Source organism: Clostridium beijerinckii (assembly GCF_008705175.1).
Lineage (GTDB): Bacteria > Bacillota > Clostridia > Clostridiales > Clostridiaceae > Clostridium > Clostridium beijerinckii.
Window position 1 is genome coordinate 3078598 of sequence record NZ_CP043998.1, and the last position, 23271, is coordinate 3101868.

At 31.0% G+C, this 23271-nt stretch carries 17 protein-coding genes; 3 read left to right on the forward strand and 14 right to left on the reverse strand.

Features of this window, described 5'->3' with window-relative positions; all coding sequences use genetic code 11:
* Window positions 1-168: 168 nt before the first annotated feature.
* The 4 genes from F3K33_RS13825 to F3K33_RS13840 are packed head-to-tail and all read right to left on the reverse strand — an operon-like array spanning window position 169 to window position 3057.
* Entirely contained in the window at window positions 169-1527 is a 1359-nt protein-coding gene (locus F3K33_RS13825) for a PTS ascorbate transporter subunit IIC (protein WP_039768566.1), read from the reverse strand.
* Window positions 1528-1538: 11 nt separating this feature from the next.
* The gene (locus F3K33_RS13830; RefSeq protein ID WP_039768568.1) at window positions 1539-1823 is read right to left on the reverse strand and encodes a PTS sugar transporter subunit IIB; all 285 of its coding nucleotides are present in this window, start codon (window positions 1821-1823) and stop codon (window positions 1539-1541) included.
* Window positions 1824-1868: 45 nt separating this feature from the next.
* Entirely contained in the window at window positions 1869-2318 is a 450-nt protein-coding gene (locus F3K33_RS13835) for a PTS sugar transporter subunit IIA (RefSeq protein WP_039768570.1), read from the reverse strand.
* Window positions 2319-2340: 22 nt separating this feature from the next.
* A complete protein-coding gene (locus tag F3K33_RS13840) occupies window positions 2341-3057 on the reverse strand; it encodes a transaldolase (RefSeq protein ID WP_039768573.1) in 717 nt (238 codons plus the stop codon).
* Between the two features lie 254 nt (window positions 3058-3311).
* Between F3K33_RS13840 and F3K33_RS13845 the strand changes: the two genes are divergently transcribed.
* Together F3K33_RS13845 and F3K33_RS13850 are read left to right on the forward strand one after the other, a co-directional pair.
* A complete protein-coding gene (locus F3K33_RS13845; protein ID WP_023975433.1) occupies window positions 3312-3800 on the forward strand; it encodes a GNAT family N-acetyltransferase in 489 nt (162 codons plus the stop codon).
* Between the two features lie 141 nt (window positions 3801-3941).
* Window positions 3942-4271, forward strand: a complete 330-nt coding sequence (locus F3K33_RS13850; protein ID WP_023975434.1) for a DUF3784 domain-containing protein — start codon at window positions 3942-3944, stop codon at window positions 4269-4271.
* Between the two features lie 404 nt (window positions 4272-4675).
* Here the strand turns inward: F3K33_RS13850 and F3K33_RS13855 are convergent, their stop codons facing one another.
* The 9 genes from F3K33_RS13855 to F3K33_RS13895 form a co-directional block, all read right to left on the reverse strand.
* A complete protein-coding gene (locus F3K33_RS13855) occupies window positions 4676-4972 on the reverse strand; it encodes a hypothetical protein (protein ID WP_023975435.1) in 297 nt (98 codons plus the stop codon).
* A 115-nt stretch (window positions 4973-5087) separates the two neighbouring features.
* Window positions 5088-6854 carry an SWIM zinc finger family protein gene (locus F3K33_RS13860; protein ID WP_039768576.1) on the reverse strand — a complete coding sequence of 589 codons (1767 nt, stop codon included), beginning with the start codon at window positions 6852-6854 and terminating at the stop codon, window positions 5088-5090.
* Complete coding sequence (locus F3K33_RS13865) at window positions 6830-7960, reverse strand: VWA domain-containing protein (protein ID WP_039768577.1); 1131 nt, start codon at window positions 7958-7960, stop codon at window positions 6830-6832. The genes F3K33_RS13860 and F3K33_RS13865 overlap by 25 nt, the downstream gene beginning before the upstream one ends.
* A gap of 137 nt (window positions 7961-8097) precedes the next feature.
* Window positions 8098-10545: a DUF5682 family protein gene (locus F3K33_RS13870; protein WP_051144758.1), complete on the reverse strand. Its 2448-nt coding sequence runs from the start codon at window positions 10543-10545 to the stop codon at window positions 8098-8100.
* Window positions 10520-11635 (reverse strand): ATP-binding protein, encoded by a 1116-nt coding sequence (locus tag F3K33_RS13875; RefSeq protein WP_039768579.1) that lies wholly within the window; start codon window positions 11633-11635, stop codon window positions 10520-10522. The genes F3K33_RS13870 and F3K33_RS13875 overlap by 26 nt, the downstream gene beginning before the upstream one ends.
* A gap of 24 nt (window positions 11636-11659) precedes the next feature.
* On the reverse strand, window positions 11660-12463 hold the full coding sequence (locus F3K33_RS13880) for a DUF2262 domain-containing protein (protein ID WP_039768804.1): 804 nt from the start codon (window positions 12461-12463) through the stop codon (window positions 11660-11662).
* Between the two features lie 10 nt (window positions 12464-12473).
* The gene (locus F3K33_RS13885; protein ID WP_039768581.1) at window positions 12474-15980 is read right to left on the reverse strand and encodes a DUF4132 domain-containing protein; all 3507 of its coding nucleotides are present in this window, start codon (window positions 15978-15980) and stop codon (window positions 12474-12476) included.
* A gap of 318 nt (window positions 15981-16298) precedes the next feature.
* Window positions 16299-16541, reverse strand: a complete 243-nt coding sequence (locus tag F3K33_RS13890) for a hypothetical protein (RefSeq protein WP_241395450.1) — start codon at window positions 16539-16541, stop codon at window positions 16299-16301.
* Window positions 16542-16575: 34 nt separating this feature from the next.
* Window positions 16576-19971, reverse strand: a complete 3396-nt coding sequence (locus F3K33_RS13895; RefSeq protein WP_039768583.1) for a DUF4132 domain-containing protein — start codon at window positions 19969-19971, stop codon at window positions 16576-16578.
* 456 nt (window positions 19972-20427) lie between these two features.
* On the opposite strand from F3K33_RS13895, the gene F3K33_RS13900 reads away from it, so the two are divergent.
* Complete coding sequence (locus F3K33_RS13900) at window positions 20428-21519, forward strand: glycerol dehydrogenase (protein WP_023975444.1); 1092 nt, start codon at window positions 20428-20430, stop codon at window positions 21517-21519.
* A gap of 401 nt (window positions 21520-21920) precedes the next feature.
* Here F3K33_RS13900 and accC read toward each other — a convergent pair whose 3' ends face one another.
* Window positions 21921-23264 (reverse strand): acetyl-CoA carboxylase biotin carboxylase subunit, encoded by a 1344-nt coding sequence (accC, locus tag F3K33_RS13905; protein ID WP_023975445.1) that lies wholly within the window; start codon window positions 23262-23264, stop codon window positions 21921-21923.
* Between the last annotated feature and the right edge of the window lie 7 nt (window positions 23265-23271).

The window sequence follows — 23271 nt, forward strand, 5'->3', positions numbered from 1 at the left end:
ACCTTAGATATAACATTGACTTGCTATTCTTTTGATAATGCCATAAATATTCATTAACTTAAGCAAATGAGTTGAAAGCTTAATTTACTTTCAACTCACTATATTATTTATATTGAAGAGAAGGGATATTATGTCATCAAGATAAATTCCTTTAATTTATTAGAAGTATCAATCTAGATTATTAATTGCTTTTGATTTAGTTTTTATGAAATTAGGAACAATTAAAACTACTAGTAATATAACAACAATAGCTATAATACCAAATTTTCCTACTAATTCTGATGCTTTACCAAGTATAATACCTAAAACTCCAAAATCAAAATCACCAAAAGTTGTGTTTTGGAATCCTAATGAACCAAGTACAGGTAAAAGTAATGCTGGTGCAAAAGTAATCAAAAGCCCGTTTACAAATGAACCTACTATAGCGCCTTTACGACCACCAGTTGCATTACCAAATATTCCAGCAGTTGCTCCACAGAAAAAGTGAGGTACTAGTCCTGGAATTATCAATACTCCTCCGGCAAATCCTAAAAGAATCATGCCAATAACACCACCAATGAAAGAAGATACAAATCCTATAACAACAGCTGTAGGTGCATAAGTAAAGAACACTGCACAGTCAACAGCTGGAACAGCATCAGGGATAATTCTAGTTGCAATACCTTGGAATGCTGGAATAAGATCACCAAGAATCATTCTAACACCACTGTAAACAATTGTTACTCCAACTGCAAATTTTAATCCTGCCATAAGAGCAAATAATATAGGTGAAGTACCATCTGAAATAGTTGCTACAAAAGTTGGACCTGCCGCTATTGCTGCAATTAAATAAAATATCATCATTGTTAATGCAGTAGAAATGGTTGTATCTCTTAAAAATCCCCATTTCTCTGGTATTTCAATTTTCTCAGTACTTTCTTCTGGTTTTCCTACCTTAGATCCTACCCATGCTGAAATATAGTACGCTAAACTACCAAAGTGACCTAGTGCGATATCATCACCATCAGTTACTTTTCTAGTAAATCTTTGTCCTATCGCAGGAGATATTGAACTCCATGTTCCAAGTAAGAATCCACCAAATAATATTAATTCTGTTCCGCTCATACCTGTTGTCCCAAGAACAGCTGATAAAAGGCAAGCCATGAAAAAACTATGATGACCTGTTAAAAAGACGTATTTAAATTTTGTAAATCTTGCTATCAATAAATTAATTAAAAGTCCTACAATTAAAATTGTCATTGTCTCTACACCTAATACTTTTTGTGCAACAGAAACAATAGCTTCATTATTTGGAACAACTCCATTTATATGAAATCCCTCTTGTATCATTTTTCCAAGAGGATCTAGGTTAGAGGTAATAAAATCTGCTCCAGCGCCAAGCATCAAGTAACCAAGTATAGGTTTTAAAGTTCCCGTCATAATTTTATGACCAGGTTTCTTAAGTGCAATAAGTCCAACGAATGACATAATTCCCATTAATAAAGCCGGCTGTTTCAATACGTCTCTAAAAAACTCAAGAACTGACATATACTTACCCCCTATTTATTTAATTCCATATACTTCTTTTTAATAACTTCCAAAACATCTTCTGTTATCTTCTTTTTATTTATATAACTTCTCACTACCGCAACATCTCTATTATCAAACTGCTGTGCAAGTTCCTTGACAGTAATTATCAAATCTGCCTTCTTCCCTTGTGCTGAATTAAAATCAGTTGATTCAACATTAGCCTTTATATTGTTTTCCCTGCATATTTCCTCAATCTTCATAGCTAACATTAAACTGCTTCCAATCCCATTGCCACAAACCGTTAATATTTCCATTTTTCTATCTCCTTTATAATATTACTAAAAGTTCTTTAGGCTAATTTAAAAGCTTTTTGAATTAATATAACTAAGAACATCTTCTTTTGAAGATGAATTTCTTACAATGCTTAAAAATTCATTATCCTCAATAAGTGTCATAAGTTCGGCCAAGGCTTTTAAATGCGAAGTCTTATCTATTGCACATATAAAAATCAATATATCAACAGGATCATATTCTTCATTACCGAATTCTATAGGCTTCTTAAGTTTTATAAGCCCCATGCCAATTTTCTTGACTCCATCTTCTGGTCTTGCATGCGGCATAGCTATTCCCTTTTCAATAACAATGTATTGTCCCATATTTTTTACTGTATTTATCATTGCATCAGTATATTTTGCTTCAGTATTTCCATTCTTAACAAATAGACTTCCACAAAATCTTATAGCATCTATCCAATCATTTACTTCAACATTTAATTCAATTGTTTCTTTATTAAATAACTTTTCAATCATAGCCTTGCCACCTTCCTTAATGCTACAAAATAGAAAATCCTAAACTTGATGCATCCTTATAAAAACTTCGTACAGTTTCCAAAGAATATTCGTATAAATCTTTTCCCATAGTAGGGAGTTTCTTTAATATATCATTAGTTACAGTAATTATTTCACAACCACATTCATCTGCTTCAACAATATTGTATAATTCCCTACAGCTCGCCCATAAAAGCTCTACACCTTTATTGGCTTTACATAGCTTGCTGCTAGTCATCATAAGCTTCATTGGATTAGTTCCAGCATCTGCTATTCTTCCTGCAAATACAGACACAATACTCTTAACTTCTGGATTTAATGAAGTTACCACATCTTTTACCTGATCCAAAGTGAAAATTGCAGTAACATTAAGATGGTATCCTTTTTCCGATAACTTTTTAATTAGCGGAATTGAAGATTCTCCCTTAGTGTTCATGATAGGTATCTTTACATAAACGTTTTCACCTAGTTCAGATAAAACGTCTGATTCCCTTTCCATAGTCTCGAAATCATCTGAGAAAACTTCGAAAGATACTGGTAAATCTTTAATTTCTTCTAAAACATTTTTGGCAAATTTCTTATAATCATCAATTCCTGCCTTTTTCATAAGCGAGGGATTTGTAGTAAAGCCTTTAACAATACCTCCCTTATAAACCTCCAACATTTCATTTAAATTTGCCCCATCTGCAAATATTTTAATATTTAAATTCCTAAAATCCATTTATCTCCTCCATCAAATTACTTGTTTTACTTTATAACCTAATTATATATTCCAAGTAACCACCAGTAAAGCTCAATATATTTCATTTCGATTGTGGCAATTTTGTAGTTTTTAATAATCTATTTTTATAAGCTTGTCTCATTTGGTAATGATATAATAATTATTATATCAAGCTATAATCTAATGGATAATATGATTTTTCAAAATTTATATAATGAAGTAAATTAAAAACTATATAGAAAAGAGGAATATATTTGGAAGTAGTAAATGCAACCCACAAAAGTATCGATATTTTTTCAAAGGTTTTAAATGACTCTGCCACATGGCTTAATTCTATTAATCAGCCAATGTGGAAGTATGAAGATATAACAAGTGAGGAATTGCTAAAGAAATATAGTATTGAGGATATGAAATTATGCTACGAGAAAGGAAACTTAATCGGAGTATATATTTTGCAATGGTATGATCCTCTATTTTGGGCAAACTTACAGAAGAATGAATCTGGAATAATGCACAAGTTAGCTGTTTGTAGAGAAAGTGTGAAAAAGGGATATGGACACAAACTGATACAATCTGCTGAATTAATTTGCAAAGAGCATAATGTAAAATGGTTAAGGTTGAATTGTGGTACATTTAGAGATAGGCTGAGAAACTTTTACGAAAGCAATGGTTTTAAGATGGTAGACAGAGTATTTATTGATAATAGAGATCAAATTAGATATGAAAAATTTCTAAATCTATAAAAAATAAGAATATGCTTAAATATCCTTATCTATAATTAAATGACTCTAAATTTAGATAAACATTATATATTTATCTATGAAAATACTTGAATATTTATAATTATGTTGTGTATAACTATTGTACTATAGGGAGGTGACGCAATGACATATATTTCAATTGATTTATTAATTGCAGCTGCATTTGTAATTATGAGTGTATTATTTATAAAATCCAATGGGAAATGTTGTTATTTTATTTCAGGATATAACCTTGCATCTCCAGAAGAAAGAAAAAACTATGACGAAGTAAAGATCTGTAACTACTTTGGAAAAACAATTTTCATATGGTCAATTTTCTTTATCATAAGAGCTCTTGTGGATTACTTCTATCATGGAACTGAAATGAAACTTGCATTCTTACTTTTAATAATTGCCTTAGTATATCACATTTATATACGCTATAAGAAATTTGATGAAAAATTTAAGATATAAAATATTCTATATGGATACTTAATTTAGACCTGAATCTATGCATATAGATCACCGAAACAATGATTATGATGTTGTTCCGGTTTCTAATGAAACATTTCACAAAAGCATAATTCTTATTTCTAGTTTAGATATATTTCAGAGTATTAACTATATAGATAAACAAATTTACAAGTTTTCTAAGACTTTAAGTTCATATTTTCACTAGAAACCATAAATATATTTGTGGAGAAAACATTTGAAAATGAAGCTGTTAAAGGTTTTTAGCTGTAGGTTGTTCCATTTTAGCTTGTCAAACTGAAAGTTGGAGCATGCTAAAGTGGATACAACCTGCTGCTTAGAACCTTCAGCGATATTTTCATAGTTTTTCGGAATCAAAATATTTATGATTTCGGTGGTTTATAAACTTAAAGCTTTTTCATCTTATCCTTAATCAAGCTAACATAACTTCCAAACACCGCAAGAATTTTCACCACTTCATCCAGATCAAAATTCAAAGAGTGTCTTTTCATTTTTAGAGCTTCCTCCAGCTTAAAAAGCATTGATGCTCCTTCCTTTAATCCAAACTTATCACAACTTACTGCGAGTCTATTAACTTCTCTTAAAGTGCCGTCTAAAGTTACACTTACTCCACTTAATAAAATTCCATCCAAAAGCATTTCTATGTCATCAACCATAATTTTCAAGTCTTGATTATTTTCCATAAAATCACATCCTTTATGTAATTGAATTAAATAAACTACCGTATACATATTGATAGCTATATTACCTATCTTTTCTGTAAGATAAGAAGACAAGGCAAGCTAACTCAATTACTATCTACATAGTCAAATTCACTAATGTACCATTTTTATAATAAGCTGTTATAGGGACTGCAGTAAATCCAGTTTCGTTAAGGTATACTTTAGTCAAGAGCATAAACGGATAGTTTTTCATTCTTTCCATTCTCTCCAGCTTTTCTATAAGACTTTTATTATTACTAGAATACTTAACCTTAATGGTTACACATTCTTCTTTTTCGTCATATAATGGCATTTTGAAGAGCTGCTGTATTTTATCAAAGCTGCTTTCTCCAAACTTCAATGGCTTTATAAAAAATAAATCATAATTTTCTTCTCTTTCATTAAAATATAATCCTGAGTTATTAGAAACTGCTGAAAATAAATCCTTCCAAGAATTAAAGGTCTTGTCCTTAAGATAAATACTTTGAATATCTGTGGTACCTATAATTTCCCCTTTGCTATTTTCACTAGAAGATAACCTAAAATCTCCATTTATTTTTCCATTAATAAGCTTTACTCTAGCTTTAGAGAAGCTTTCTATATCAGAAGCAACCCCCCAAGGACAGATTTCTCTGCTATAGCTGTTTTTATTGTTGTAGGATGAATTTCTAGATATAGTGTAAGTAAACCATTTGTTAAAGCCTTCTACTGTAAAATAAAATGTAGTTCCTTCATAGCCTGACTCTGTTATCCACTTGCTAGCTCCTACTGCTGCAAGTTCTATAGGAGGAATTTCATAATAAGAACTTTTATGCTCTCCCATTAATTCTCCTAAAGTTTTTTCGTCGCTGTAATTTTCCATAGCCATAGTTAATATATAAATACTTTGTAACAAATACCTAAAACTTTCTACAGAAAAAGAAGCATTTTTATTAATATATAATCTAAGTTTTCCTTGAAGTGCTTTTATCTTCTTCTCAATACTTGGAATATCGCTATTATGACAAATAATTGATACTTGTTCCAACTTATCTAAAAAGCTTTCAGGAATTCTTGCAAGACCTGTAAAATATATTTCCTCTAGAGTTTTTCTAACTTCTTTTATACAGCTTTCTAAAGTTTCCTTACTTACAATTTTATCCTTAGCAATTAAATAAATAACTTCTTCTTTCTTTAACGTACCTTTGTAAAGACCATAGTGAATTACTGCCTCTGCCTTATGTCTACAAAGCGCTTTACTCTTGCAGCTGCACAAAGCATTATTAACTATACTGCTATCCTTTATGGATATATCTTTCTTTTTTTCGCCATTCACAGAAATAAACTTTATAGTTTCTTCTCCTGCAAATTCCACCTGAAGAAGGGCATCTTCTTTTATATCTGCTCTTAATCCAAACTCCATTCTCTTAACAATATTTCCAAATTCTCTGTCACCCAAAGCAGTTTTTATACTCTTTAAGTTTATATTTAAAAGTTCTGAATAATCTGGACTAAATTCTTCATGTTGTTTTGATATTTCCATTTCTTCACTAGAATCCCCATTTAAAGAAGAGGACTCTCCAAAGATTTCTTCTATATGATTTTTTATATATAAATAACTCATTACAGCATGCTTACAAATACTCCTTGATGGACAGCTGCACTTAAAGGCTTGGATATCTTCATTTACGCTGCATGAATTTCCATCTGGCAGTTCACATTTTATAGATGCTTCTTCCACTGTAATTTTAACACCAGCACCAGAGCTTAAATCCTTTGAAGCTCTATTAAATATACCTTTATTAGTAACTCCAATAAGATACTCATCATTAATAGAAAGAATATACGATTTTAACTTACTTAAGAAATTATCTTTGCTATCCATTTCGCTAACCCTCCTGGCGTCATTGCTGCAACATCTGCTCCAAGTGCAGTCATTTTAGCTGCAGCCTTCTTATCATAGAAGCCATTCGCCTTATCATCCAAAGCTGTAAGAATTATAAGCTTAGCTCCAGTTTCAATTATTGCCTTAGCCCTTGCATACATTATGTTGTAATTATAACCGTCATAAAGATCGGTCACCATTACCACCATAGTTCTTAAAGGACTTTCTACTAATTTTTCTGCATAACTTAAAGCCTTTCCTATATTAGTCCCTCCTCCCAGCTGAACACTCATAAATGTTTGAACTGCATCATCCACATAAGAAGTTAAGTCCACTATTTCTGTATCAAAAATAAAAAGGCTGGTTTTTAACATAGGGAGCTTTGAAAATATGCCTGCCATTATAGCACTGTGAATGACAGAAGAGAGCATACTGCCACTTTCATCTACAGCAACAACTATGTTCCAAGGATTATATTTTCTTACTCTGCCATAAAAATAAACTTTATCTACAATTATTCTCTCTTCTTCTTTATCATAATTTTTTAAATTAGCTCTTATAGTTCTTTTAAAATCTATGTTTCTAGCAGACTTCACAGCACTTCTTTTGTTCCTGTCCACTTTTCCCATAATAGTAAGCTTTACTTCATTTTCTAGACTTTTAGTTATTTCATCGACTACCTTTTTAACTATTTTTCTTGCAGTATCTAAAACTTCGCCCTTCATTAAATGTTTCATCTGCAATATATTTTTTAAAAGTTCTGCATTAGGCTCCATGGCCTCTAGCACTTTTTTATCTGTTAAAAGCTCCTTCATGTTATATTTTTCTAGAGCATGCTTTTCTAATATTTCCACTGTTTCTTTAGGAAATAAGCTTCTAACCTTTGTTATCCAAGAAGGCACTGTAAACTTAGAGCTTCCTCTTCCTCCTCTTGGGTCATCTACTCTTATTCCTCTTTCTTCATCATAATCCCTATCATATAAGAACTCTAGCAAATCACTAAGCTCTGAGTAATTGCTGCTATCTTCCGAAAAGCCTATTCTATCCTCTGCAAACGTTCCAAGTACTAATCGCCATCTATTTAAACCAATTAAATCTTCATTCATACCTTACCCTTTCTCTTTTAAAGTAAAACTTACACTTAGCAAATATTATTTCACATCATATAACTGTTAACTCAAACCAATTCCCACAATATAAGTTATTTAATCTGCACTTTATCTAGAATCTTACATCTGGTGCTTTATGGATGTATATTCCACTTCTTCAAAATCTCCATTGCATATTTATCTAATGATACTGCTAGGTTTATATCCTCCTCTTTTAATGCCTTTTCATATAGAATGCTATCATCATCAGTGCTGTACACTTTTGCTACCTCTTTAGCAATGCTGTCAATTTCAAAAGGATTAAAGAATGTAAAACTAAATCTCAAATCTGGAAGAAGTGCCATGAAGTGTTCCTCTTCTATGTTTCTCATAAAGCTGTCTATTCCATTAAGTAAATCCTCTTCAATAAGTAATAAATCTTTAGCTGTAGAAAATAATCCCTTTAAAAAGCTTCCTGACTTCATAAGTTTTTCCCCAGTTCCATAAAGGTACTGCATTGCCTTATCTGTCACTTCTTTAGAATTAATAGAATTTAATCCGTATAATATACCTAATGATGCTCCTTCAACTGCGCTGTTTAGATTCTTCTTATTAATAAGCAGTTTTAAGCTGTCGATTAAGGTTTCACTATCAAAATCAGCTTTATTAGAAATATGATAAATATCTTTTAGCTTAGATATAACTTCATTTTCATTGTCATAATCTACAGTGCTTAAACTTGTTATTTGAGACACAGCTTTATTATAAGCAGCAGTAAAGAATTCTTTAAGCTTTTCATTCATAGTAATGTTAAGCAAATCCTCTGAATTACATAAAAAATTTAGATTGTAACAAGAATTTGTAACTGATACAAAATCTTCATCTCCATTTAAGATCTCACCAAATAAAGGAAGAAGTCCCTGAAAACTGCTTTCAACGCCCATAAGTGCAGCTTCTATTAAAAGCAGCGAAGCTTCTCCTGATACATTTTCACAAGAGACAAACCTCTTTGTAAGTATAGAACTCGCTGCCTCCTTTAAGCTCCCGCCATGAACTGAAAGTTCTATAAGTGTACTTTGAAGTTTAGCAGTCCATTTATACTTCCATACTTCTCTTACTAAATTGGTATTTTTCCTTTTAATAAAATCAGGTCCCTTTTCCATGAAGCAAAAGTTAGTATTTAAGAACTTCATTATATGAAAAAACTTACTTTGCTCCCTATGTTTTTTACTCTTATAAATACTTAATGGCACTTCATTTTCTAAAGTAGTGGTTTTTATGTTAAATTTTCTGCACAATTCATTAAAATCTTGTACTATAGGTGGCACTTCTGCTAATGCACATAGCTTACCTATTTTATTTCCTGTAAGCAGGTCTCTCAAATATTTTAAAGAAACTTGTGCCTCTGCATCCATTTCACCTTTTACAAAAGAAGATGTTATGCCATCCTTAAGCTCATAAACTCCACATTCATACTTGTTTCTTAAAGATTTAAGTCCCTTTGCCATATTAAAGGCTTCAATTTCATCTGCTGTAGAAAGATTTCCATGATTTTTTCTTATAAGTTTCCCGCAATGTACAATATAATTAAGAACTGCTTCTTCGTAAGGCTTATCCATCTTTTTCTGAATATTTTCAAAAACTCGTTGATAAAAAGCCGGATGAGGCATTCCACTGGCATAACCATTTAATTGATCACTTTCCTCAAAAGAATAGGACATGGCATATACTCCTGTATCCTCTTGTGCTATATTATGAAGAGTTATTTCCTCATTAGATTCAAGTCCATCAATAAGAGCAGAAGTATGAAATCCTCCGCTTACTACAAGAACTTTATTGTATTTTTTAATAGCTTCTATTATTTTCATACTCATAAATTTTTCTCTAGAAAGGCATCCATCTTCTTTAAGCATTTCTTCATTATAGCTTTCCCTAGAAAGATAGCAGGAAAATATCATATTTTCTATAAACTTCTCAGTACTTATCTTAAGTCCATCTATTTCGAATAATTTTTCCCAAAGCTCATTATAATTTCTGCAGCCTTCCTTTTCACAAAGGGTTTTAATAAAAATACTTTCCTTCATTAAATAATCATCATTATAGGTATTTTTCTCCTGAGCTTTTCCCATAACCTCTAGTTTTTTGCTGTTTATAAGTATTTCAGCATATGATAAATCTATGAACTCGCAGGCAATATTTTTCTTTTTTCCTTCTCTTAATGCTAAAAGCTCTGGCGAAAAATCTAAAAAGGGATAATAGCACCTATACTTTTCTTTATTTTCTTCTATAAATGAATTTCTATCAAAATAACTATAGTAAATGCATACAGGAGCTTTAGTTTCCTCATGAGCTATATATTTTATTACTTTATTGGCCTCTACAGGTCCTTCAATTAATATAATCTCAGGATTATAACTCTCTATTACCTTTTTCAGATGAAAGCTACAGGCAGGACTGTGGTGTCTTACTGGGAAAAACATTACTTTGCTTTCTAAATTATAAGCTTTTTTAACATAGTTTTTTATTTTATTATCTATATCCTGATTACCTATATTTTTACCCATGCTAGCTCCACCTTTATTTAATCCACTTTTTAGCTTCATAGAAATCCTTCCAGTTACCACCCATTTTTGTACTTTTACCTTTAACTACAATATTAAAATAACTCCTTAGTTTATCCACATCTTCACGGCTTTCCTTAAGGACAGAACCTAGTATGTTTTGTACCATAGTACTCATATCAATTTTAGAATCTCCATAGTAAAAACTACTCATAAGAGTTTGATAATAAACTGACACTGCCTCAGCTGTACTCATTACTGCAGAAGGCTTGTCAATTCTACTACCTTCAGAAGATATCCCTTCTCTTAACTCATGAAAGGTTGTAGCAAGAATTTCCGCTGCATCTCTATCCACTTCCATATCAATATTTGAATTCTTAATAAGCTTCTCAACTTCTCCTTCTATAATCTTAGCTTCTAAAGCAACATCACTTATTGGGAATACAGTTTCAAAATTAAATCTTCTCTTTAAAGCACTACTCATTTCGTTAACTCCACGATCTCTAGTATTAGCAGTAGCTATAACATTGAAACCAGAAGATGCACAAAGCAGCCCTTCTTCTCCAAACTCTGGTATATTTAAAACTTTATCACTAAGTACACTGATTAAACTATCTTGCACCTCTGCTGGGCATCTAGTGATTTCCTCAAATCTAGTTATAATTCCCTTTTGCATGCCTATATACAAAGGAGAAGGTACTAGCGCTTCTTTAACTGGTCCTTTAGCTAAAAGCAAAGCATAATTCCAAGTATACTTAATCATGTCCTCTGTAGTTCCTGCTGTTCCCTGTATAGTATTTGTGCTGCATCCACAAATAGCAGCAGATAAAAGTTCACTTAACATGGTTTTAGCTGTTCCAGGCTCTCCAACCAGCATAAGCCCTCTGTTTCCAGCTAAAGTTATAATACATCTTTCAATAAGAGTATCATCTCCATAAAATTTCTTTGTAACATTAACATTCTTTCTTTTTAACTTTAAAGGCTTACTGCTTCCTAAAATAAAAGTCCTTACAGCCTTAGGAGATAATCTCCAATTTTTTGGTTTAGGCCCGTCATCGTTAGCTTCTAATGCGGCTAATTCCTCTGCATATAATATTTCAACGGTAGGTTTTAATGCTTTTATTTCACTCATATATACTCTCCTTTATTCTTCCTTTTAGCCCGCGATGTCTGCTGACTCAAAACTACCATTTATATTTCCGCTGACTATAATGCAGTGTCCTGCAAACAAGTCTCCATCAAAAAAGAAAATCTCAAACTCACCTTCAGGATAAACACTTATGGTATCCAACTCTATAGATTTAATAAACATTTCTTCTGTAACTTCGTCAATTTCATCCTCTTCATCAATCCAATCATTGGCAAGTTCTAAAAGTTCACTTGCAGCATAAGCTCTAATTCTATCGCTCCAATCTTTTTGATTTTTGAAAAGCTCATGAGCAGTTTTAAGAGAATCTTTCATTCTTTTTTCCTCATCTAGATCAAAATATAATCGTCCTTCTTCTCCTGCCCAAATGATATCATTCTGAAAAGTCTTAATGCCTTTATCTAATTGAAATTTTCCAAGGATTTCATCTTCATAAAATACTGGTTTAAGTTCTTCTGCTAATATATCCTGAAGCTCCTTATCCTTATAGTTTGCATCCATGAGCTCCACAAGCATGAAGGATTTTTCACCTTTTCTAAGTTTAAGTTTAATTATAGAATTTTCTTTAATAGTCTTTTGCCATTCCTTTAAGCCTTCATTATCAGTAAGCCACGATAAATTAATCTCCTCTTTTACTCCTGGCTCATTGCTGTTTAAATCCTTCCAAGCAATAAGATTTATAGAAGCCCTCCATAATTCTTCTTTTCCTCCTTTGCCTGCACCAACTCCTAGAGAGGATGTTACAGCAGCTACCTCAAATATCTCATCTTTGAATCTTCTATCAAAGGCTTTTATCTCTTTATTTTTACTCATACTTTCCTCCTTATTTTTCTTCTCTCCATTTATCATTGTTTCCTGTTTTAGAAACCAAAGCTCTACTCACTTGATAAAGAATTTCACTAAAGAATCTCTCAGGCAGTGTACCTATGGATATAGTATTTTGTTTCTGTATTTTCTCATTTATATACGCATACTTAGACATGGTTCCTAATTTATAAAAACACAAATCATATACTGTTACTTCTTCACTTTCATAGCCTACAGATACACCGCTGAAATTTAGTCCTACTTCCACTTTATGATTATTGTCTTCTTTATAAAAAGCATAATAACCACCACCATCGCCAATGGCTCCTCTAATCCATCCAAAGTCCGTTAATTTACCAAGTAAGGATAAACCATTTAACATAACTCCACCAAAGCGCTCTACAGTATTTCTATTTCTTTCTTCTTCTGTAACAGTAAATATTTCTCTATTTAACTGTTCAAATGGCTGTTTGATTTCATAGTTTTCAAATTGTTCTGTCCACAAAGCCATGTCCTCATTATTTAATTCAATAGGGTGAACAATTCCTATTATCATTCCATCTTCTAATTCATACTCTTCTTCATCCTTAGTATTAAAGCTGCCATCTTCCATATATCTAAAGCTATCAGTTAAAACATCATCTTTATAAATCCCCCAGACAAGACCTATAGCAAACTTATGCATAATAGGATTTTCAACAAAAAGTTTTATCCAAGATTCTTTTGTCCATTTTCTATTGCTAGATAAGGCCATTTCTAGACGAATAGCTTGTATATTGGCAACTGTTTTTAACTGTTTCTTTAAGTTTTTAAATTCTGCAGAAGCCTCCTTTGCCTTAACTTCATCATCCTTATTAGCTGGAGCTGGCAAGCTTTTAAGCTTTTTGCCACTTTCATCAGTTATTTCTAAAGTAAGCTCTGGAGTAAGCGATACAATAAATTTTCTATCTCCATAATCAAAAATTCTTTCTCCTCTTACATCAAAGCCTAAGTTTGGAACTATTCTATCAGAAAGCTCTTCTATGTCTATTCCCATTTGCTCTGCTGCAAATTTAAGAGCTGAAGCTGCTGCATTTTTAACTTGCTTAAATTTAAACTTTCTTGATATATTGTCTACTATTATCAAAGCCTCATTACTTCCATTTAGAGCAAGAGCCTTAACTGCTTCACTAGCTATTGCACCTCTTGAATTCTTAGGCCACTCTTCTATATTCTTTTTAATTAAACTTATTACTTCATAGTCTCCATAAACTGAAGCAAATGGTAGTACCCATTTTTTCTTACTTTCTGCACCTGCATCTAGCCACCTTTGTAGAATTTCTAAGGCAAGTTTAGATAAGTCCTTTTTATCTAAAAGTTCTCCTACCTTTAAAGCTTCACTACTTAATCCAATTTCAATACAAGAAGCATAACATACAAGCATATATTTTATAATTTCACTTTCTGCATAAGCTTCACTATCCTTAAACTTTACCTTTGTCAAAGTATCACAATTCAGCCATCTTAGAGTTGCTGCTTTATTCCCTTTTAAACCATGCTTACAGTATTTTAAAATATCTAATTCTTCATTGTTTTCTTCCAAATCACTTTCTAGATTTAAAGCATCTCTTATAATGGCCTTTATCTTTTCACTTTTTTCTACTTCCAAGGCTTTGTTTAAGGCTCTCAGAGCTTTCTCATCACTGCTCTTTAAAAGCACCTTTACTGCCGATTCCCTAACTGCCTGTTTTTTTGAACTTAAGCTAGTTATCACCATCTGCTGCTTTATCTTGCTTGAGCTTAAAAGCTTTATCACTGTTTCCTTTACAACTTTAGAGGAATCACCTAAATACTCTATAAGAATTTTTGCACTTTTAGTTTCCTCAAGAGTTTTATTCAATGTTTCTAAAATACCTTTTCTACTTTCAGCATCACAATTAGGGATATTTTCTATTACCTCATCTTCCTTTGTTTCAATTAACTTTTCTATAATTTTAACTGCTTGGCTGCTTAAGCTATTTCTGACGTAATTACCGAAAGCACAATGTCCTAAATAACATATATAGTTTTTAATAGATGCTCCACAATTTACAAGTAGTTCAATGTAAGAATTCAAATCATCTTCTGATGCCTTTTTCCCCTCGTACTTTAGATAATCATTATACATATTTCTTAATATGTCTGGATTTCCTGTGGTAATAAATATATCCATAGCCCTTGAAAACATCGAAGATTGATCCTTTAACCAAAACAGAATTTTAGAAAAATTAAATGAAGGCATGTACATATCTCTTTTTCCAAATAAGCCTTCTAAAGACTTATCTATGTCACTAAAAGAGATATTTCCTTCTAAGTATTGTATAAAATCTTCGTAAACCTCTCTTTCAATACCATTCTTGTCCATAAACGTAGAAAATTCATGTATAAAAGCATCTTCTACATCATTTAGGAATTCCTTGCCTTCTCCTTTTTGCCAAAGAATGAAGGCCATATAAGCTTTATTCATGCCAAAACACATCTCTGTAGCTTTTTTAAATTCTTCTATGTGTTTATCTGCTTCTTCCTTTAATTCTTTTCCATAGGTATAGTTATAATTTAAATTGTTAGACGCTCCAAGCCATGCGATGTAAGATTCTCTTTTAATTTGAAGCGCATCCACAAGGTTTGATATTACATTATATCTGTTATATTTTAGATAGTTATGTAAATCGTAAAAGAACTCTTTATAATCAAATTCTGCAGCAAATTTAGTAAATCTTCTTGATATTTCAGATTCAACGCATATAGTACAACTAGTTCCTATCAAAAACCTAAAAATATACTTATTAAGGTTTACTACTAATCTGCTATCATTCTTTAAATTTTCCACTATGCCTTGCAGATTGGAAGTTCCTTCCTTTAAATATTCAATTAATGCGTCTTTCTGCATTTCAGATATACTATTATTAAATAAATTTCCTATGGATTCAATCATGTCATTTTCTAACCACTGGAAATATTCTTTATCTTTTTCCTTGTAAGCTAAATAAGTCATTATTATAGCTTTTTCATTTATTTCGCTTATCTTAATAGCTTCTAAAAATGAATCTCTATGCTTTTCATAAAGACTATCATAAAACAATATAAATCCACGATCTAAAGTTCTTTCCTGCTCAGTAATAGATGTTGCGTAATAAGCTATAACGAAGACTGGGCTTAAACCGTATTTTAAAAACTCTTTATAATAAGAAGTTGGTTTATAATAACTTGTTTTATCTAAAACAAAGAATAAGGAAGACTTGCCCATTTGAAATAGTATTCTTAAATATTTTGATAAATAGTCATTAGCTTTATGCTTGACTAAAGAATGATATACACTAACCACAGCCTCTAGTGCATCACTCTTTAACTGTTTCATATCTAAACTAGGAAGCTTATTAAAGAAATCCTCTTCTTTGATGTTGCCTTCCACATATTCTTTAAAATCATCAATAACTTCATAAGTTAAGCCTAAATCTAAAAACACATTACTTATTTTTTCCGTTAAATGCTGTTCCAATCCCATTTTACTTAACACTCCTCATCTACCTATACTTCATTAATAATTTTTATACCTTCTATCTTCATCTTACTTTCCCTACTTAACAATTATGTATTGTCTATATCTTATTTTTTTGAGATTCTTCTGAAATATTGATAATTATGATTAAAATCAGTTCAGTATTTTAGGAAATATCTTTTAAATATCATTATTTGTTACATCACTATAAATTGTCACGATTGATAACTTCCATGCTACACCTTCATAAACATTAGTCAAAACACCATTCTTTAAAGCTGAATAATACTCCATTCCAAAACTGCATATTATTTTCATTACCGTCTATAATTGCACTTTTGCATCCTCAAGGATTATCCACATATTTTTTTCATCATAATCTTTTACCTTTGCAGATACTAAGTGATTAGGGTATAAGTTCTTTGCTTCTGAGTTTCTGGCACATTCTTCGTAATCAGCAATAGCAATTGTTTTGTTCTCTAATTCTATAATCACTCCTTGAGGGTAAAACACTTTCAATATTCCTTCTACTTCTTTTCCTTTAGTGAAGTATTCTTTAGCACGCAACCAATCTTCTGTTACCTCAACCGTCTCATAATTTTTACCTATCCATTTTCCAATTAGCTGTAAAACCAGTCTTAGCTTCTAAAGTTCTGTCCACATCATAAAGTATCTCGCTAAAGAATCTTTTTGGAACCTTCATTGGTACAATTGTATTCTCATCAGTTACTTCATCATAAACATAGCTTCCTCTTTCGACCGTACTTGCTTTGTAGAAAACAAGTTCATAAATAGTAGTTTCTTCATCTTCATAACCAACTCCAAGATACTCAAATTGAAGTTCTGCACCTATTCCTATTTTTTCATCTTCCTTATAAAACTGATAATAGCATCCTGCGTCTTGTATTGAACCTCTATACCATCCCATTTTAGTAAGCTTACCTACAAGTGAAAGCCCATTAATCTTAGTTCCGGCAAAACGTTCTATATTCTTCATTTCTTTCTCTTCTTCAGTCACAGTATAAACCTTCCTTTGTAGTTGCGGGAAAGGCTGTACTATTTCATAATCTTCGAATTGCTGCTTCCAACCTTCTAACATTTCTGTTTCAAGTTCTAAAGGATGCACAAGTCCTATAAAAGAATTGTCTATAAGATTATATTCTTCCTCATCAACTGTATTAAAACTACCATCTTCCATATATCTAAAGGTATCCTTTAGTTCTCCATCTTCATAAATACCCCATACCAAGCCAAGAGAAAAATTATGCATAATGGGATTTTCTACAAAAAGTTTTTCCCAATCTTTTTTCTTCCATAGTCTGTTTACTGCAAGAGCCATTTCTAGTCTTAAGCTTTGGGCCGAAACAATAGTTTTCATCTGTTTCTTTAAAGCTTTGAATTCATTTGCTGCCTCTTTAGCTTTTAGCTCATCATCAGATTTATTTGGTTTTGGCATAGTCTTAATTACTTTTCCAGTATTATCAGTAATCTTTAAAGAGAAATCTAATCCGAAACTTACAGTAAAACTTCTGCTTCCAAAATCAAATACTCTTTCTCCTCTTTTGTTAAAACCTAAATCTGGTATTATTTTATCGGCTAAATCATCTTCAGTTAAATTAAACATCTTTGCTGCTGACACAAAAGCTTCTCCTGCTGCTTTTTTAATCTGTTTATGCTTAAATTTTCTAGCTATACTATCTATTATTATCAAGGCATCATCACTGCCATTTAAAGCTAAAGCTTTTACCGCCTCACAAGCGATAGCTCCTCTTGAAGTTTTTGACCAAACATCTATTTGAGTTTTTAATGTATTTACTACATTGAAGCCTCCAATTGCTGAAACTAGAGCTAGTACCCATTTTTGTTTTGTATCTGCACCATTATTAATCCAAAGATTTAGAATTTCACTTCCAAGGGCGTCTAAATCAGCCTTATTGCACCTTTCTATTACCTTTTCTGCTGTAAGATTTCTTTCTACCACATTTTCAAGAGAGTATTTACTTATAATATAAGTTATTACATCCTTTGACAAAACATTTCCATCTTCATACTTTACGTCTGTGAATCCTTCTACAACCGTCCATTCTGGTGCAGTATACGAAGTTTTCTTGAGCCTCTCACTGCAGTAACTACTTATACTATTAGCACTTTCAAGTATTTCGGTGTCTAAATAATCTGCATTTACAATGTTTAAAAGTAAAATCTTAACTTTTTCATTTTTTTCTTTCTCCGCAAATTTTTCGATTTCTGCTTTAAATTCTCTCATATCAAAATTCATTAAGATTTTAGCAGCAATTTCTCTAGTTGCAGTCTTTTTGCTTGCTAAAATCCCTAAAACTTGCTTTTTGCATCCTTCATAAGAACTTAGAAGTCCTGCAATTTTATCTCTAATAAACTTTGAATTATCTGATAAACTTCTAACTAAAAGTTCAGAATATTTTTCCTTATTAGTTTTAAATAAAGCCTCAAGTACAACTTCTTTTGACTCACCTTTTAAATCCTCTGCAATATTTATAATCTCAGTATTTTCTTCATTACATAACATTTTTAAATATTCCTTGGCTTTTGGATTTAAAACTGCATCAGCAACTAGAATCAAGTGCTTTTCATTTATACCTTCACTTAAAAGTTTTTTTGCAAAACTTATGTAACTTATATCATTATATCCAGTCACATATGATATAACTGAAGCTACTAAGGCATATTCTCCAATATTAACTGATATATATATAAATCTATGTATAATATCTCTAATTTCCTCTATAGAATACATTAATTGAAAACAAAGACCATGATATCGCCATATATAACCACTATGTCCATCAAATTTCTCAGTCCTATGAAAAAAGTCCTCTAATAAATCTTCATTTTTGCCTTCTAATACATACTCTAGTATTTTAGCTTTTTCTTTTCTCTCTAAAACTTCTAATGTTCTATCAGAACATATGAAAAGATCCAAAATTATTCCTATAGCATTTTTTAAGTTTTCAAGATCTACTTCTTCCTTAGAGTAGCTATAAATAAAATAAGCAAGTAAGAATACTTCTAAATCATGAAAATTATCTTGACCAAGCTTCTTTTTCTTTAGAGCTTCAAAAGTTTCTCTAAAAACTAAAGGTATTTCTTTTATCCTTTCTTCTATCTCTTCACGTATCTTCTTATTTTCTTCTCTAACATATATACTTATTAATCTATGTATATATAGCTTTTTATCAATATTAAATCTATTTGCAATATCATAACTTTGTGCTGTTTTATCATAAAAACAAATAAATTCTACTAATTCGTAAAATAACATTTTTCTATTAGTGCTTTTACTAATGATATTGCTGACAACTTCCTTTAACTCATCACTTTTATCGCAAGCATAAGAGAAAAAATCAACTAAAGCTGTTTGCTTATCCTTTAAATATTTATTTATATTATCTGCATCTTCAAAATTATGTTTTATAAATTCTTCTTCATTCTCTGGTAAACTACAGCCATTTTTAATTGCTAAGGCTGCTAATGACAATTTAGTAAACTCGTCTTCTGCTTCTAAAAAAGTTTTTGATAATATTTCCTTGTCTTCTGATACCATTTCTTCAACGATTGTAATTACTTCTATTACATTTCTGCGATAAAGACAATTTTTTATAAGCCATAATAGAAGCTTTTCTTTATGTTCCATAAGTTTTAAATAATTTACAGTTTTAGATACAGAATAAAATCTTCCATTTATTATTTGAAAGAAGCTCTCTCCTCCTATAGCAAAGAATACATTTATTATTCTTTTAAAAATTTCTTCTTTCTCTATAAAGCTGTCCATTAGCTTCCAAAAATCTGCTCTTATGTTATAGTGACTTCTAAGAGCCTTTTCCATATTATATTTATTAAATTCTTCTACGTTTAAAGAATTTTCTCCACTTTCAATGTAAGCTTTAATCTTTATAATTTCTTCATCTTTTATAGTACAGTTACAAAGTTTAACCTTTAGTAAATTTAATAATTCATCCATTTATTTTTCCCCCATTTATATATTCTAAAATTTAAAATAAATCTTATTTCAGCGAGCTATATTCATAAGTTCAAGTTTAATCTGAGATATTTATATGAATAAAATTATACCATACCTTTCTATTTATCATAATAATTGTAGTTTAAACTAAAATATGTTAAATTGTTCTTTCTTAAATTCTCAATGGTTTTTCTATAAATTCCTATATAGTTTGTCTTGTTGAAAAATTATATATCTAAAGTGTGTTCCGTAAATTTTATAATATAAATGTGCATTGTGTTACTCAATCAAAGCTTCATCATCACCTAATATTTGATCATCAATGGTTGTATTATGTAACATTACTTTAATTACTTCTTTTTGATGCATGTAAACTTTACCATAACTGATAAAAATGGTATAATTTAAGACATAATAATTAATATACTTTGTTAAAGAGTTAAGGGGGAGTTTTTTATGGCAAAAATTATGATTGCACCAAGTAAATACATTCAAGGTAATGGAGAATTAAAAAATATTGCGGAATACGTATCTGTACTTGGTGAAAAAGCATTATGCTTGATTAGTGAAAGTGGCTTAAAAAGGGTAAAAGATACTATAGACAAAAGTTTTGAGACTAAAAATATAGGCGTAAAATATGATTTATTTAACGGAGAATGCTCTATAACTGAAGTAAATCGTATTATCAAAATTTGTGATGAAAATCAATTAACTGTTCTCATTGGTATTGGCGGTGGAAAAATTATTGATACTATTAAGGCTGTTGGATACTATGCAAATCTTCCTGTTGTGATTGTACCTACCATAGCTGCTACAGATGCTCCATGCAGTGCTTTGTCAGTTTTATACACTGATGATGGCGTCTTTGATAAATACTTATTCTTAAAGCAAAATCCTAATATAGTTTTGGTTGATACTGGTATTATTGCAAAAGCTCCAGTTCGTCTTTTAGTATCTGGTATGGGTGATGCCTTAGCGACATATTTTGAAGCAAGAGCTTGTGAAAAATCCAATGCTGGAACATGTGCTTTTGGTACTACTACTATTACAGCTCAAGCATTAGCTAGACTATGCTATGATACATTAATTACTGAAGGATATAAGGCAAAACTTGCTGTAGAAGAAGGAGTTTGTACAAAATCAGTAGAAAAAATAGTTGAAGCTAATACTCTTCTTAGTGGTCTTGGATTTGAAAGCGGTGGTATTGCAGCGGCTCATGCTATCCATAATGGTTTAACTGTATTGCCAGCTTGTCATCATATGTACCATGGAGAAAAAGTTGCATTTGGTACATTAGCTCAATTAGTTCTTGAAAATGCTCCAATGGATGAAATTGAAGAAGTATTAGATTTCTGTACTAGAGTCGGTCTTCCTGTTACTTTAAAACAATTAGGTATCGATGAAATAAAGCCAGAAGAAATTATTGAAGTTGCAAAGGCTGCTACTTCAAAAGAAGATACTGCACATAATATGCCATTTGAAGTTACCCCTGAAGATGTCTACGCTGCTATTTTAACAGCTAACAGATTAGGACAAGAATATATGTAATAAGTAAAAAATTTGCAGGCGGATAAGATTTCTTTTTTGTTCTTTTTAGAATATAAAAACTATTCAATTAATTTTTTAAAGTTGTCTGCAGATTTTACTGGAATAAAAATTCATAAAAAATAAAGAAGACTTAAAGTAAGTACACATTTACTCACTTTAAGTCTTCTTTATATTAACCTAAACATATTTTCCGGAAATTTTATATATTTAATGATAACTATATATTAAATTATTCTAAAAGTCTTAATTTCATATGGCTTTATAGTAAAGATGAATTTTTTTAGTTCTGTAACCCTCTATATTGAAAATATTAATGTGTAATCTTTAATATTAATATCTTCACCAATGGTATCTAAAACCTCCATGCCCAATATGCAGTCTAATTAAATCATAAGAATTTATTAACAGATTTTATGTATTTCCAAAAATTTTGTATTAAAGTTTCCTTTTCTAAAAGTTTCATTATCCATTAATTTTTTGTGAAAAGGAATTGTTGTTTTAACTCCTTCAATAACAAATTCATTTAATGCTCTTTTCATTCTTAGAATTGCTTCATCTCTATCTCTTCCCCAAGCAATCACTTTTGATACCATTGAATCATAAAATGGTGAAATAACGTATCCTGGATAAACTGCACTATCTATTCTTAAACCAATTCCCCCAGGTGATAAATAATTTTCAACTTTTCCTGGACAAGGAATAAAGTTTCTAGATGGATCTTCCGCATTTATTCTACATTCTAAAGCGCATCCATTTATCTTAACATCTTCTTGAGTAAAAGATAATTTTTCACCACTTGCTACTAATATTTGTTCTTTCATAAGATCAATGCCAGTTATCATTTCAGTAACACCATGCTCAACTTGTATTCTTGTATTCATTTCCATAAAATAAAAATTATTATCCTCATTTAAAAGAAATTCAACAGTTCCTACACTATTATACTTTACAGCTTTAGCTACTTTTACAGCCGCTTCACCCATAGTATTTCTTAAATCCTCATTTAATGCTGGTGATGGTGATTCTTCTACAAGCTTTTGATGACGTCTTTGTATTGAACAATCTCTTTCACCTAAATGAACTACATTCCCATAATTATCTCCAATTATTTGAATTTCTACATGTCTAGTATACTCTAAATATTTCTCCAAATAAACCATAGGATTTCCGAAATAGTTTTGTGCTTCTTTTTGGGCAGTTTCAATGGAGCTTATTAATTCGTCTTCAGAATTAACCACTCTCATTCCTTTACCTCCGCCTCCTGCTGATGCTTTAACTATAACTGGATATCCTATTTCTTTTGCAATTGCTATTGCTTCATTAATATTTTGTATTTCTCCATCTGTCCCAGGAACAGTAGGCACTCCAGCTCGCTTCATTGTATCTCTTGCATTAGATTTATCACCCATTAAACTTATAATTTCAGGACATGGACCTATAAATTTAATTCCAAATTCCTCACACATTTGAGCAAAATTTGTATTTTCTGAAAGGAAACCATAACCTGGATGAATAGCATCTACTTTAGCATGTATAGCGACACTCAATATATTTTGCACATTAAGATAACTATCCTTTACAAGTGTTTTACCAATACAATAAGCTTCATCAGAAATTTTTACATGCAATGCATCTTTATCAGTTTCTGAATAAATAGCAACTGTTGAAATTCCAAGCTCTCTGCAAGCGCGTATAATTCTAACAGCAATTTCTCCTCTATTAGCTATGAGAATTTTCTTAAACATATCTTTC